Genomic DNA, 13,956 nt, shown 5'->3' with positions numbered 1-13,956 from the left:
CCCTCTGACGCCCCAATCGTGAGCCTCAAATGTTCGACGCGGAGAATCCAGACAGCCAGCTATTTCTGAGCAGGGTGTTTCAGTGTCTCGCTAACCCCAACACCCGCAAGATCGTCGAACTGCTGGCGTTAGGGCCGCGCTCCGTAGGCGAATTTTTACAAGTCCTGGACAGCACGGAAACTCGAATTAAAGCGGCCATGACGGTCCTTCAAACGGTCGGTCTGGTAACCGAAGGGAAGGACAGAGGGGGCACAACGACAGTCTATCTCCTGAACCGGATGGGTCTGAACCTCGCACAGTCTTGGCTCGGTCGAGTCGATGCGATCGCTGGCGATCCGGTCAAAAGCGAGAGTTGACGAGCTCGGAGATCGGCACCATCACGTCCTGGAACCCTTCGCTGGAGCCATCTAGGAAGCCGAAAAGCGTTTCAAGGCGGGACTTTACGATTGCTTGGGCCGCTGCGGACGGCAGGCGCGCGACAGAGGACGAAAGCGTGCCCGCAGCCTTGATCCGCGAGATCACGTCGCCCTTTGCCAAGTCTTCCGCAGTGGATGCTTTCATCCTTTTCAGCACGATTTCGTCAAAGCAGGTCGGCCATCGCTTCAGCAGGAGGAATCCCGCCGGCACGTTTTTGGGAGAGATAGCGAGGCCGAGATCTTCCGGCAGCCATCTGAAGTAGCTCAGCCATGCGGAAAACTTGAGCACGTCGGGGGACGGCAGGTCGCCGAGCGGGGCGGGCAACCGAATGTCGCGCTTGAGCAGATAGCGCGCAAGTTCCCTGACTGCGGCAACAGCTTCGGGTGGGCTTTGTCGGGGTGTTACCGAACGCAGGTCTAGCTTGCAGACTTGACAAGACCAGATGTTCGGGAGGTTTCTCCATGCCAGTAGATTGAGGCATGCGGGACACCGGTCGAGCAGCGTTTCACCCGTTTCGACGTCGCAAATCAGGCCCGACAGCAGCCAGGTATTCTTGACCCGTGCGTTTTCGCCCGCGGATGCCATCTGCCCGGGCGCCAGACGGCGGCGTTCGGGAACGAGCCATCCCACTGGTAAAACGCAGCCTAGGAACTCAATGCGATCCTTGAACATACGCCAGGCTCCCTTCGAGAGCTTCGCGTGATCGAATGAACCCAAGGCCGCGAGCTCGGCGATGGCGTCAGCTCTCGAAGCGATCGTTGAAACCGACTGGTCAGTCATTCCGAGATGCAACGACAGTAAGGTGTCTGTATCGATCCTGCCCATCGGTGCGAGCCGAACGGCGGTCGAGGCGATCGCCTCGTCTTCGAATTGTTCGATCGTGCGCAACCAGGGAATATTGGATCTCATGAGTGCAGATCCGTATCGTGCTTTGCGGTAAAAACCGCTTCCGGCAGTTGGTCATAATTCTCGTCTCGGAAGGGGTTGAGGCCAAGCATGATCTTTTCGTTGCGAAATACTCGATCGAAGCCGGCGGCGATGTCCGCCTTCGTGAGTTCGTCCGGCTCCGTTCCGCCGGTGCGGATGAAGGCATGAACGGTCGCCGCGTCGACTAGAAGCGCGTGTCGGCCGGGTCTCCCGCGCTGAGCGTAGAATGTCGAACGCATGGTTCGAGGATCGTCTTCGTTTTCGGTGAACCAATTCTTGCGGTAAGGGAGCCGGTCAGAAAACGTGCCCACGAAGGCTTCGTGTTCCTCGGTGTTGAATCCCAGCGGCTCCAGCTTCTTGAATCCCCCAGACCGTTGCTGGGTGGCGTCGACTTCATCTCTCATGTTCTCGAGCGCGGGCGCGCCGATTACGCAGAGCGGCGCATTGCACTGGTTTTCGAAAGAAAGAATGAGGCGACCGAGCTTCACGATGCCTTTTCGGTCGTCCGCCATGTTCTGAGCTTCGTCCAAGAACACGCCGTCGATGCCGTTGTCATTGACGTTCTCTATGAGCGCCCCGACACCTTCGTCCTCGCCCAGGCGAAGACTGCTTCGGTCGTTAAATATCTTATCGTTGATCAGGCGCGCCAACGTCCGCGGCGTCGCGCCTCCCGTAAGATCGGCGTAGATGAAGCGCTTTCCATTGCCGGACAACAATTGAACCTTCGCTTTCGAAATCTTCTTGCCGGTCTGTTCCCGCAACAGGCGCTTAACGATCTCGCTTTTTCCGCAACGAGACCAACCTATGACGTACGCACTGGCGTTCTCGCCATCGTCGCGGGCCGAGCCGAGAGACAGTCGGAGCATATCGCGCGTCTCTTTTGCCTGCGGGTGCTCGACGAAAATCTCTCGGATCGACCTACGCTTCGCGGCCAATAGCGGAGAAGAAAGGATATTTTGATAGCTGCTATCCATATCCTAGTCGCTCCGCACTTCGTCGACCGGAAACCTCAGTTTGTTTCGCGGTTTGGGCGCCGGCGAGGGCGATACGGTAGCTGTCTCTCCGTTAACGATCGTCGAGGGGGACGACGCTATCGGTGCGCCAGCAAGGACCGAATCGACTGAATGCGGCTCGAACGTCCCGAATTTTTGGATCAATTCTTCCGTGCGAGCCAGCGCCGGCCGCTCGGCGCCATAGGCCAGCACTCCGGCCAAGCGCGGAAGACGGGCATCCGGCAGATCGGAAATCTTCGGCGGCTTTTGGTCGGAGGGCACCATACCCATCGTCTCCAAAGCGGTATCGAACAGATGATTGAACCCTTCCTTGTGAGAGGCGTGGACCGTCGGGAGGTGATTTTTTCCCATGATAAACTTACGATGCATTTGCCACTGAAAGCGGTTGAGGCCGTGCGCCCTCTCATCCGTAGATTCCACCTCGAATTCCTTCGGAAGATGCTCGTTCCCGTGGTCGAGGGCGGTCGGGTCGGAGACGATAGCCCGGCCGACGTCGAGGAGAGGGATGCGCATCCTGAGAGGCGTCGGCGCCTGCTCTCTCGGTCCGAAGCAGCCGGACCGCGCCCTCATGGCCTGCAGTTGCTTGGACTGGTAGACGATGTTGTCGCGTTGAATGCCGTTCCGATCGGCTTTCGCATCGACTTCGAGCGAGGGAATCAGATCCCACTTTTCCGTCTCCTCCTTGGTCATGACCTGGGGCCGGTGGGAGGGAGACGTTGCGCCGGCGAGCCAGCGTTCTTCGGGCGTGTCATAGTCCATTCCGCGCTGCTTCCGGCGCGCATAGACCTCGATCATCCACATGTGGAGCAACATGATGAAATCGTCGATGGTGATGATGGCTTCCAGCTTGGGCCGTCGGGCGCCCCGGTGCTGCGGGCTCGATCCGGTCGATCCCTTCAGCCAATCGATGAAGTCGGATTCTAAAGTTCCGAACCAGCGCTCGATGAACGGCTTCGTGTCGGGTCGATGGGGAACGGCGTGCTCGAAACCGATTTGGACACGCGCCAGAGCCCTACGCATCTGTTCGCTGACAAACTCCTTCGCGTTGTCGTATCTGATCTTTCTCGGCTTGCCGTAAGCGAGCCATGAACCTCTGATTTGAGGAAATCGCTTCGCCAGCCAGTGCTTCGGCTTGATGGCGTTGTCCAAGGCCATCAGTGCGGGATAAAGGCCGCCTGGCTCGAAGGACGGAAACAGACCGAGCGGATAGCCCGAATGGGTATCGAGGATGACGCAGACCCAAAATCGAGGAATCGCCGCGGCCGACCAAGCCTTGCCGAAAGGCGTCTCTCCGAGAATGCCGATAAAATCGAACTTGTGGTGGTCGATTTCGGCGATGTCCAAGATGCGGGTCGGCCGTTCGAATTTGCCCGAGCCGCCGAACTCGAGGTCCGCCGCTTGTTTGCCTTTGTCTTTCGCGAGCCTGATCCACGCGTTGTAGCGACGGAACTCGTTTTGGATCGTCGTCAGTTTGGCTTCGGGAAGGGGCAGTTCGAGTGGCTCCTTCTCGACCTCTCCGTTCGCGATGCGCTCCTCGTTCGCGGCGTTCCGCGCTTCGGCCTCTCTATTTCTGCCTAGTAGAGGCGCATTCCGCTTCGAAATCTCGAGGTTGACGCGGATGAGGATCTCGGTCGGTCCGAACTTGGACGAGATGTCGAGCATTTTCCTGATCTCCAGCGCGATGATGCTGAAGATCTCGTCCGGCAGTTTGCGCTTGCGGGCTTTGATCGCGTTCAGGTGCACGCAGGCGCGTTCCTGCATCTGCGTTTCCAACTCCTTCTTCACCCAGCGAAGCAAGGAGCGGCTCGAATTGTTGGGCTGGAAGATCTTCCTGTCGGCCGGCAGGGCCTGGTTCTCCACGAAGATCTCGGCGTTGACCTGCTCGATGATGAGGTCGGCGTTGCCGTGACTTCGGTCGAACGGTTGCCCCGGCGGTGCGATGAGCATCCGGTTCACGAAGGCGGCGATATAGCGGTACTTCGTCTCCGCCCGCGCGCGCGGTCCTTTGTTGATCGTGCCGTAGGCTTTCGCGATCAGCGCGCGGGCCTCGTCCAGGGATTTGGAGACATCGAACGCGGGCCGCGTTCTGCCTGGATGGTAGTATTTTCCATCATCGAGCAGTTCAAACAGTCTGGTGGTCGAATAACGGGCGACTTCGCCGCGATCAACGTTCAGAAAGAGATGGGGACCCCGATCTGGCATCTTGCGCAGGAACCTATGCGCAACATGGTCGATCAGGACTATCTGATCCGCCTCGAGACCGTCGAACAGTATCGAGTCGATCGATGGCTCGATGTCTTTGCCCTCGGTCGCGTGATAAGGAAGCGCAGTGTGGGGCTGTTCGGTGACGATATCCAGCATCAGACGTATCCCTTGCGGACGATCGTGTCGCCGTCGATCGGCGAGAACGTGTCGATCGAGACGATGTTTTCGGGGATGCGCGAGAGCACTACGCCGCGCGGGAAGATGGTCTCGGCCAGGATGGCTTCGCAGGTCGACATCGGCAACGACCCGCCAGCGTCGATCAATGCGGAGACGAGCCGGTTGAGGTCCTCCGGGTCGATATCCCAACGATCGTTCGCAATGATCTCGTCGATGATGTTCGGCTTGCCCCACCGCTTCGCGAGTCCGCGCTCCGTGACAACGCGCCAAGGAACGCCGGCTTTTCGGTAGGCCGATCGAACGCGGCGCAGGCGAGCTCGCAGGAGCTTGGCGTCCTCCCATTTGGCCTTTCCGTCCTCATCCCAATCCGCGGGTCTGGGCGGCCTGAGGTCTTCCCACTCCTTGACTTCGTAGCGTACGAAGCCGGCATCCTTGACGCAGTATCGTACGAACGCTCCGACCTCCTCGACCAGGAAGTCCGGGGTGTAGATCTCGTTCGGATAGTCGGCAAACAGGTTCATCCGGATCGTCTCCGGCTGAGCCCAGATACGCTTCACGCGCAGCAGGCAGTCGGCCGCCCTGACAAGGCGTTCCTCGAAGCCGCCTTCGTGAATCAGATGACAGCCCATCTTCCGGCTGAAGTGGCCGCCGACCACGTGATTGCGCCGGCCGGTGATCACCTGCCGCGTGGCATCGTTGTTCTGCAGGCGAAATACCTCGACGCCTTCGCAGAAAAATCCCCAGACCGGCGCGATCTTTCGTCGGCTACGAGGCATCGCTGCCTTCGTCGGAATGATGCTTCGCGCGCGCTTCTGCCTTTTCGAGTTGATCCAGAAACGCTATCAGATAGCGGGTGCTGATGAACTCGGTCGAACCGTCGGTGTAGATGCGGGTCGGCTTGCCGAAGCGACCATCGTGATCGTCGATGAAGCGTTCGAGTTTATTGAAGAAGCGTTCGGACTTCGCTTTGTAGGTAGGAGAGTGGATGAGCGGCATGTAGGATCTCTTTGCTGGAAAGACGGGACACGCAGCCGAAAGGAGATGCGTGGGTACGATCCGGCAAAAGATCTTCGAAGACTCTTGCGACTTGGAATCGGACGTGCGATTCTCAGTCGGCCAAGAGCATCTCTTGGTCGTTCTGCCGAACGAGTGCCGGATTCAATCCGGGGATTGGCGGACTTGGGTCTGAGGTTTGCTTTGCGGGCGCCGAAGACCTTTCCAACTACGCGCGATCGGAGTCCGCTCCGGTCGCGCGTCTACTCGGGCATATCCTTGATGTTCTCCTTCGCGCCGGCTGGCGTATCCTCTTGAGATAGCATGTGTGTTTTGGAATCCTACCGAAATGAATCCGGTGGATTTCCGCGACCGCTTTTTGGTCGTCTTGCTGGAAATCATCTGAGCGGTCCTGATGGCGTCCACAAATTTTGCGCTATTGACTCTCGCTTCCGACTAGTGCACGCGCGCGCGAGACGACGCGCGCTGTTCGATAGCTACGTGTCCCTCGTCTCGAAATATCGAAAAGCACTCGCCACGCCAATGCCAAGCGCCTTAGCGACGACCTCGGGCGCCACGCCTGACCGCGCTAGATCGAAGCCGATAGCATTGCGCAGCGAGGTCGGGACGGCAGTTCGCGAAACTCCGGCGAGACGTCTGGATCGGCGGAAAGCCAGTTGCAGTGAACGTGCCGAAAGACGCGTGCTCCGCATCGTGACAAACAGGGGATCGTTGTCGCCGACCTTGAACGGAACGTGATCAAGGTATTGGTTTAGCCGACACACGGCTTCTTGCGAGATCGCCGCTGGCCTCTTTTCGAGATGTGAATGACGGACCAGCACGACGGCGAGAGCCTGATTAAAGTCGCTGCGGTTCAGTCCGACGACTTCGGCCGTCGTTAGAGCCGAGGTGGCCGCGACTTGTATCGCCGCGCAATCGCGCATGCGGATCCAACTATCCTCACGGTCCGGCGTGGAAGAAGCGAGGATCACTTCGATGGACTCTTTTCCGATCGGTTCCCGGTGCACCCTGCCGCACGCAGGAAGTCGGCAGCTCAGGAGTTTCGAGCAATCTGCCGATCGTTCTTGGACGAGAAACCGGCCGAAGCTTCGCAGGCTCGCAAATCGTCTGTAGATCGTGGAGGTGGCCGCGCCATCGGCGCGCCAGCGCTCCGCGACCAGGTCGACCACAGCCTGATCGATCGCCGCGACGCCTATACTCCCGATGGCGTCCGCGACGTCCCGCAGGTCGCGAGCGTAGCAGTCGATAGTGGAGGTGGCGGAGCCGGTCCGGGCGAGGTCCTCGAGCCAGGAACTACTGTCCGGATGGAAGGGCAACGGCGCCTGCTGCTGTCTGGACATTATGAGACTCGCGGGATGAACCAAAAACGATGGCTGTCCGCACCCAGTTCGAAGTCACTCCGCACGATGTCTACAGTCTCGCAACGCATGTGTGCCTCCATTTGTCGAATTACGATGCCGGACGGCTCTTGTGTTCAAAGATCGCGCTTATCGCTTCTCCAGACAGGTACCTAGCCAAAGCGAGCGCATCGGCGATTGCCAAGATGGCATCTCGATTACGCCGCACCAGCCGCTCAGCTTCCTTTTCCAAACGGACTAGATCGGCCTCAACCAGGCGGCGCAGCGACTTGTCACGCGAAACAGCCCTGAGCACGTCGTTGTGATCAGATGTATAAGTGAGTTTGCTTCCCAAGCCCGTCGACGCATGAAGTGATGCGACCAATTTGGTCGCGATCGCGATGTCGCTTCGCTTATCGAGACCGCTTCCAACAGAAATGTCTCCCAACAATAAACGCTCGGCGGCCCGACCGCACAAGGTGGCGACGACGCGGGCCTCAAGGTCACGTTTCGTCGGAAGATCGGTATCATCGTGGACCGACATTGTCCGTCCCGCCGCTCCATCACGCGTTTGGACTACGATGCCGCGCAGGGTACCGCAACGTAAGACCAAGATACCGATCGCGTGCGCTGCCTCATGCACGCAGATTCGGCGCAAGCGCCCAGGTGGAATATCCTCATCGGACATAGCGGCGGCGCGCACGTCCTCGGCGCGGAGCACGCGCTCTTCACGGCGCGCGATGCGCCGGGCGTCGCGCGCGACCATCATCAGTTCGGCACCGGTCGATCCCTCAAGCAGCCGTCCGAGTTCGGCGCGCTCACCGCCTTCGATCTCAGGCAGATAGTGGCCGAGAATATTGATGGTGCCGGCGAGATTTGGACGTCGGACCTCGATTGCCCTTTCGTAGCGGCCCGGGCGCATGAGTGCGGCATCGATGCGTTCGATGTAATTCGTGCATGCGACAAACACGACGATATGCCCGTGGCCGCTGCCGGAGCGCGCAAAAGCAAGATCCTGCTTCAACATAAAGTTTGTCAGTACAGGTAGCCACCAGTCCCTTCCTCGATCCGAGATAGTGGCTCGATCGGGCAGCGCGTCCAGTTCATCTAGTAGAAAAACACAACTTTGAGATGTCGCCATCTCGAACATCGCGTTGGTAGCTTGCACGACTCCGCCGAGCGCTCCGTCGGACCGGGCGAAAAGATCCGCAACGGAAAACGCGAGCAGCGGAAGATTCAAGTGCGCCGCGACTAGTTTCGCAAGGGTGGTCTTACCAGTTCCACTCTCGCCGTACAGAATCACGGAACGGCTCAGTTGGCTGAAAGGGACGCCATCTTTTAGATCGGTTGCGAGGTCCAAAAAAAATTGGCGAGCGTCTCCGTATTCGATGGCGCTCTGGAGCAAGGGCAATCGATCGTTGCTTTCGGAGCCGATCCGCCGCTTCGTGGCTCGCTCCATCCGGGCGACAATCTGGCGCGATGTCGATCGAGGACGAAAGGCCGCTGCTAGGTCGTCGATGTCCAATCCGGCGCCGACCTGCGCTGGCACAGGGGTCGCAACAGGACGTCCGAAATGCTTTTCCAAGATCTGGCGAAGCACGTCGCCAGACGGAGACGACAAGTAAAACGTGTGATCTGCGCCAACCGCGAGAGTCGATGGCAGAATGTCGATCGAGGTGGCGATGCCCACTATCGATTGCCCGGCGGCGAGCGCCTTGGACACAGTCTGGTTTCCCACCGTAGGTTTGTGTTCGGAGCGGCTCGCTCCATCCCGACCGAGGATATGCCAGCGATTGCCGAAGCGACGTTCCCAGAACGTTTTGCAGGGTGCGACCCATGCCGCTGTCGGAACGATCACGATGATTGCATGCGCCGCCTCACCCGAAAGCGAGCGCTCAAGGGCCGGACTCAAAGCCCTCCCAAACGCGACTTCGAGGATCGCATCGATTGGAGACCGCTTATCGACCGTAGGCATTTCGGGACTTTCCGGGATTTCAGCTTCTTCGGTTGGGCGCAGATCTCGAAAACTCACTCGCGCAGCCTCGTCACAGTGCGCGGCCCTAGGGGCGTCGAGATCAGGTCGAGTTCGATGAGGTCGCTACAGGCCAGGGACATCACAGCGGCGACCGGATCGCGGTGGCTCCGCAGGCGGAGCAGAAGCTCGCCGAGCGGCATCGCACCGTCTTCGGTGAGCGCGCCGAGGATCTGCAAGCGCAGCCCGACGTCCACGGGCCGACCGGCGTGCGCGAAAACCGCCCGGGCGTTGGTGCAGCGAGGCTCGCGCATGACGTCTGACTCCATCCGAACCAATGGACGAAGCCCCAGATCGAGCAACGCCTGCGTAATCATGAGACGCTGAGCTGTTGAGCGGCGCGGTCTGGCCTCGACGATGTCCAGATAATAGCGGCAATCGTCGCGTTCGATGACGATGGCGTCGATGTCCCATGTCGGAGGCGCCGCAGGAATGGCGGGGAGATACTCGATGGATCGGACCGTCGGGTCGAGCGCAGCTTGCAGCAGCGCATCCCTCATCAAGGGATGCCGCACCGGGACAGATCCACCGCACTTCACAGATACGAACTGACCCACTTGGGGCGGGCGCTCGCTATTCTTTCTGATTGCCATGCTCAGTCCTCTTTGCGCACTCTACAATTCACAATCATCCGAAAGGCGCTTTGGCCTCGAATCCGCCGAGGTCGGCAAATCGAGGAAAGCATCCGACTCCCAGTCGTATCGGGAACAAACGAGAACAGGGCGCTGCCTCACGACGCCTCGCCGGAGATAGACGTCGCGACCCGCGACGATGGGTACGGGCGTGCCTCGCTGGTGGAGCCTGCAGAGCGGTGCGAGTACGAAGTCGGTGGCGAACAATCGACCCTCGGCACCGCAATCGATGCATGCGCTTGCGGAGCGAGCCTCGGCGAGGCCAATCGCTTCCTCGATTTTGAGAGCCAGTTGTTGCGGAATTTCGGACCTACTACTCCAATGGGTGCGCAATACACCGTGTTCGCAGACCATCTGCGTGAAGTAGACAGAGCCGTCGTTCGCTGCAGCTGCCACTCGTTCGACGAGGCGCGTGACGACGTGCTGCCAACCCGGGGCGCAGCGGGGATATCCCGGTGCGAACGCCACCCCCCGGAACGGCCGGACGAAAAGAGTAGGATACTTCTGGATAAGCGCCCCTTGCCACGTCGTCATGTCGCACCTCCCGGTTTCAATTTCATCGGTCCCGCAGTCTTGCGGCTCATCAAGGAACTTCCGACCGCGCGATCAGAGCGACGAACCACCCAGGCGTCCAGATCGAGAAAGGTCGAGAGGTCGGCCGAGAGAACGCGTCTGCAGATCAGGGCGCAGACGATTGGCACGATGTTGCGTTCTCCAACGGCGTCTCCCAATTCGCGAACCGTGAGACGTTTGCTCTCAAGAGCACGTTCAATTCTTCCGCCTAGCCTATGGTTGACCTGAAGCGCGCGATGTTCCCAGATGCGCTCGCAATGGTCGGCGAGGGGATGCGCGCCGATCGTATTGGTGTCCACCGCTCGCAGCGTGATGCCGTGCTGATCAAGCGCAATCAGCAGCATCCCCTCGGTGTCGATGTCCCGATGCGCGCGCTCGTCCACGATGTCATATGCGACGAGACCGTCGTCGTACTCAGCCACCAGCATGCCGACTTCGATTTGCTCGCCGGCGAGGGGAAGGGAGGCGATAAACCGAAGCGAACGGACCCCCGGGTCCAGTGTCAACTGGACGGCAAGGCGCCGACTGCTGGACTCATTTCCGCACCCGAGCATGGCTCGGCCGCCCGCCGAAAGAAGGTTGATCGATCGATAGCGACGAACTTGAGAGTCTGTCTGCATCACGAATCGTCTCCGACTTCACGGGAGAAGCGTGTTGGCTAAGACGCCAATAGGTCGTCGGATTGCCGTTGCCTCACCCGGTCCGTGCGAGCCAGAGAAAAGCAGGTGGCGTCTCCGGAGTCAAGATAGTCAGCTATCTAGAGATAGAAGGTCGGCTGTCGGCTGAACGGATGGCGCTGTGGATATCTTGGGTTTTTCCGAAAATCAGCACTTCCGCCAGACTCGGCGCAGTGTTAAAAGCGTCCTAGATGGTCAGCTATCTGACGCCGGAGGAGCAAGTCGTGCGCGAGCCGAAAAAGAAGGCGTCCAAAGCGCGGGTGAGAAAGGACAAGAGAAGTCAACTCTTGATCTATATGTTTCCAAGCGTGATCCGGCAGCTCAAGCTCGCAGCGCTTGCAAAGGGGCAGCCTTCGTACGAACTCGCTGAGGAGGCGATTAAAGAATGGCTAGAGAACCATCAGGACGAGATTCGTCAGGGGACCGCGAAGATCTCGCGCGGGGAGTAAGAGATCTCAACTAACGCGACCGGCGATCGCCGGCCGGAGCGCGGTTTTGTACGAACGTGTACCTCAGTGGCAGCACCTTCAGACCGGCAACGTCCGGAGCCGCAGCGCGTTGCCCACCACGCTGACCGAAGACAGCGCCATCGCCGCTGCGGCCACGATCGGCGAGAGCAGAAGCCCGAACGTCGGATAGAGCACGCCGGCCGCGATCGGAATTCCAGCCGCGTTGTAGGCGAAGGCGAAGAACAGGTTCTGCCGGATGTTGCTCATCGTCGCCCGCGACAGCCGCCGGGCGCGAACGATGCCGGTGAGATCGCCCTTGAGCAGGGTGACGCCGGCGCTCTCCATCGCGACGTCCGTCCCGGTCCCCATCGCGATACCAACTTCGGCGGCGGCCAAGGCGGGCGCGTCGTTGACGCCGTCGCCGGCCATCGCGACGATCCGCCCTTGTTTCTGCAGTTTGGCGACCACGGCGCTCTTCTGATCGGGCAAAACCTCGGCTTCCACGTCCGCGATCCCCAGCCGGCGCGCCACCGCCTGGGCGGTGGTCCGGTTGTCGCCAGTCAGCATGATCACCTTGACGCCTTCCGTCGCGAGGTCCCGCAGCGCCTCCGGCGTCGACTGCTTCACGGGGTCGGCGATCGCCAGGATGCCGACGAGCTTGCCGTCCACGGCCATGTTGATGACGGTGGCGCCTTCGCCGCGCTGACGCTCGGCCTCGGATTCCATGGCGGAAGTGTCCACCCCTTGCGAGCGCATGAAGGCGGCGTTGCCGAGCAGCACTTTCTTACCCTCAACCGTTCCGAGCGCGCCCTTGCCGACGGGCGAATCGAAGTCCTGGACGTCGGCCGTCTGGATGCCCCGATCCTTGGCTTCGTTCACGATGGCGTCGGCGAGCGGATGCTCGCTGGCGCGTTCGACGCTGGCGGCGAGCCGCAGCACCTCTGCGTCGGTGATTCCCTCAGCGGGAATCACGGCGACGACCTTCGGCTTGCCTTCGGTCAACGTGCCGGTCTTGTCGACGACCAGAGTGTCGATGCGCTCCATGCGCTCGAGCGCTTCGGCGTTCTTGATGAGGACGCCCATATGAGCGCCGCGGCCGACGCCGACCATGATCGACATCGGAGTGGCCAAACCCAGCGCGCAGGGACACGCGATGATGAGGACGCTGACGGCGGCGACGAGGCCGAACGCGAAACGCGGCTCGGGACCGTAGAAAGCCCAGGCGGCGAACGCCGCGATCGCGACCACGATGACGGCCGGAACGAACCAGCCCGCGACCTGGTCGGCCAGGCGCTGGATCGGGGCGCGAGAGCGCTGCGCCTGCGCGACCATCTGCACGATCTGGGACAGCATCGTGTCGGCGCCGACCTTTTCGGCCCGCATGACGAAGCCACCGGAGCGGTTCAGCGTGCCGGCGATCACCTTGCCACCGACCTCCTTGCTGACCGGCATGGATTCGCCGGTGACCATCGACTCGTCGAGCGAAGACCGCCCCTCGGCGATCTCGCCGTCGACAGGCACCTTCTCGCCGGGGCGGACACGCAGCCGGTCGCCGACCTCCAGCACCGAGATCTGAACTTCTTCGTCGGAGCCGTCGGACCGGATTCGGCGGGCGGTCTTCGGAGCGAGGTCGAGCAGCGCCTTGATCGCTCCGGAGGTGGCCTCGCGCGCCCGCAGCTCGAGAACCTGGCCGAGCAGGACGAGCACGGTGATGACGGCGGCGGCTTCGAAGTACACGGCAACCGCGCCCTCATGGCCTCTGAAGGTGGCGGGAAAGACGCCGGGAAGCGCGGTTGCGACGACGCTGTAGATCCAAGCGACGCCGGTGCCCATCGCGATCAGCGTGAACATGTTCAGATTGCGGGTCAGGAGAGATTGCCAGCCGCGCACGAAGAACGGCCAACCGGCCCAGAGCACAACCGGCGTGGCCAGGACGAACTGAATCCAATTCGAGAGCGACTGCTCGATCCATCCATGGGCACCGACGAGATGAGCGCCCATCTCGAGGGCCACGACGGGCACCGAGAGCGCGAGACCGACCCAGAAGCGGCGGGTCATGTCGATCAATTCGGGGTTCGGGCCCGTCTCCGCGGTGGCGAGCTCCGGCTCGAGCGCCATGCCGCAGATGGGACAGTTGCCCGGCCCGACCTGCCGGACCTGCGGATGCATCGGGCAGGTGTAGATGGTGCCTTCCGGAACGCCGGCATTCGTCGCTGGCTTCGTCTTGCCGTGGGCGTACTTTGCGGGATCCTCGGCGAATTTCGTCCGGCATCGCTCCGAGCAGAAGTAGAAGGTCTTCCCATCGTGCTCGATTTTGTTGCGAGCCGTCGACGGATCGACCGTCATTCCGCAGACGGGATCCAAGACGGTCCCGGCGGCATGATCGTGATGATGAGCATGTCCGGAATGGTCGTGGGCACCCGAGTGCGAGTTCCCGCAGCAGCTCCCGCTCTTCTCACCGTCGTGCGCGACCATCAGCGGCTCCATCTTGCAAAATGTACCC

At 60.8% G+C, this 13,956-nt stretch carries 12 protein-coding genes; 2 read left to right on the top strand and 10 right to left on the bottom strand.

Going from position 1 to position 13,956, the window contains the following annotated elements; genetic code table 11:
- Nucleotides 1-29: 29 nt before the first annotated feature.
- Nucleotides 30-356: an ArsR/SmtB family transcription factor gene (locus tag L6637_RS02340; protein WP_237868994.1), complete on the top strand. Its 327-nt coding sequence runs from the start codon at nt 30-32 to the stop codon at nt 354-356.
- On the opposite strand, the gene L6637_RS02335 is transcribed toward L6637_RS02340, so the two are convergent.
- From L6637_RS02335 to L6637_RS02295, 9 genes are all read right to left on the bottom strand, one after another.
- Nucleotides 340-1,326 (bottom strand): TniQ family protein, encoded by a 987-nt coding sequence (locus tag L6637_RS02335; RefSeq protein WP_237868992.1) that lies wholly within the window; start codon nt 1,324-1,326, stop codon nt 340-342. The genes L6637_RS02340 and L6637_RS02335 overlap by 17 nt on opposite strands.
- A complete protein-coding gene (locus L6637_RS02330) occupies nt 1,323-2,318 on the bottom strand; it encodes an ATP-binding protein (RefSeq protein WP_237868990.1) in 996 nt (331 codons plus the stop codon). Before L6637_RS02330 ends, L6637_RS02335 begins: the two co-directional genes overlap by 4 nt.
- A gap of 3 nt (nt 2,319-2,321) precedes the next feature.
- Nucleotides 2,322-4,718, bottom strand: coding sequence for an integrase catalytic domain-containing protein (locus tag L6637_RS02325; protein WP_237868988.1), 2,397 nt, complete (start codon nt 4,716-4,718; stop codon nt 2,322-2,324).
- Entirely contained in the window at nt 4,718-5,515 is a 798-nt protein-coding gene (locus L6637_RS02320) for a hypothetical protein (protein ID WP_237868987.1), read from the bottom strand. The genes L6637_RS02325 and L6637_RS02320 overlap by 1 nt, the downstream gene beginning before the upstream one ends.
- Nucleotides 5,505-5,735, bottom strand: a complete 231-nt coding sequence (locus tag L6637_RS02315; protein ID WP_237868986.1) for a hypothetical protein — start codon at nt 5,733-5,735, stop codon at nt 5,505-5,507. The genes L6637_RS02320 and L6637_RS02315 overlap by 11 nt, the downstream gene beginning before the upstream one ends.
- Before the next feature lie 494 nt (nt 5,736-6,229).
- Complete coding sequence (locus L6637_RS02310; protein WP_237868985.1) at nt 6,230-7,093, bottom strand: tyrosine-type recombinase/integrase; 864 nt, start codon at nt 7,091-7,093, stop codon at nt 6,230-6,232.
- Between the two features lie 109 nt (nt 7,094-7,202).
- Complete coding sequence (locus L6637_RS02305) at nt 7,203-9,065, bottom strand: AAA family ATPase (RefSeq protein ID WP_237868984.1); 1,863 nt, start codon at nt 9,063-9,065, stop codon at nt 7,203-7,205.
- Between the two features lie 53 nt (nt 9,066-9,118).
- A complete protein-coding gene (locus L6637_RS02300) occupies nt 9,119-9,715 on the bottom strand; it encodes a hypothetical protein (RefSeq protein WP_237868983.1) in 597 nt (198 codons plus the stop codon).
- Between the two features lie 569 nt (nt 9,716-10,284).
- Nucleotides 10,285-10,950: a hypothetical protein gene (locus L6637_RS02295; RefSeq protein ID WP_237868982.1), complete on the bottom strand. Its 666-nt coding sequence runs from the start codon at nt 10,948-10,950 to the stop codon at nt 10,285-10,287.
- Nucleotides 10,951-11,195: 245 nt separating this feature from the next.
- On the opposite strand from L6637_RS02295, the gene L6637_RS02290 reads away from it, so the two are divergent.
- A complete protein-coding gene (locus tag L6637_RS02290; protein ID WP_237868980.1) occupies nt 11,196-11,453 on the top strand; it encodes a hypothetical protein in 258 nt (85 codons plus the stop codon).
- 78 nt (nt 11,454-11,531) lie between these two features.
- On the opposite strand, the gene L6637_RS02285 is transcribed toward L6637_RS02290, so the two are convergent.
- Entirely contained in the window at nt 11,532-13,940 is a 2,409-nt protein-coding gene (locus tag L6637_RS02285) for a heavy metal translocating P-type ATPase (RefSeq protein ID WP_237868978.1), read from the bottom strand.
- Between the last annotated feature and the right edge of the window lie 16 nt (nt 13,941-13,956).

The organism is Bradyrhizobium zhengyangense (assembly GCF_022012435.1).
GTDB classification, from domain to species: domain Bacteria; phylum Pseudomonadota; class Alphaproteobacteria; order Rhizobiales; family Xanthobacteraceae; genus Bradyrhizobium; species Bradyrhizobium zhengyangense.
Note: the sequence above shows the minus strand (reverse complement) of the source record. Positions and strands in the feature narration are given on the sequence as shown.

Bases quoted from the DNA above. Each gene is read 5' to 3' on its own strand.
- L6637_RS02325 (WP_237868988.1), bottom strand. From the start codon at position 4,718: ATGCTGGATATCGTCACCGAACAGCCCCACACTGCGCTTCCTTATCAC.
- L6637_RS02330 (WP_237868990.1), bottom strand. From the start codon at position 2,318: ATGGATAGCAGCTATCAAAATATCCTTTCTTCTCCGCTATTGGCCGCG.
- L6637_RS02310 (WP_237868985.1), bottom strand. From the start codon at position 7,093: ATGTCCAGACAGCAGCAGGCGCCGTTGCCCTTCCATCCGGACAGTAGT.
- L6637_RS02300 (WP_237868983.1), bottom strand. From the start codon at position 9,715: ATGGCAATCAGAAAGAATAGCGAGCGCCCGCCCCAAGTGGGTCAGTTC.
- L6637_RS02320 (WP_237868987.1), bottom strand. From the start codon at position 5,515: ATGCCTCGTAGCCGACGAAAGATCGCGCCGGTCTGGGGATTTTTCTGC.
- L6637_RS02285 (WP_237868978.1), bottom strand. From the start codon at position 13,940: ATGGAGCCGCTGATGGTCGCGCACGACGGTGAGAAGAGCGGGAGCTGC.
- L6637_RS02335 (WP_237868992.1), bottom strand. From the start codon at position 1,326: ATGAGATCCAATATTCCCTGGTTGCGCACGATCGAACAATTCGAAGAC.
- L6637_RS02340 (WP_237868994.1), top strand. From the start codon at position 30: ATGTTCGACGCGGAGAATCCAGACAGCCAGCTATTTCTGAGCAGGGTG.
- L6637_RS02290 (WP_237868980.1), top strand. From the start codon at position 11,196: ATGGTCAGCTATCTGACGCCGGAGGAGCAAGTCGTGCGCGAGCCGAAA.
- L6637_RS02315 (WP_237868986.1), bottom strand. From the start codon at position 5,735: ATGCCGCTCATCCACTCTCCTACCTACAAAGCGAAGTCCGAACGCTTC.
- L6637_RS02305 (WP_237868984.1), bottom strand. From the start codon at position 9,065: ATGCCTACGGTCGATAAGCGGTCTCCAATCGATGCGATCCTCGAAGTC.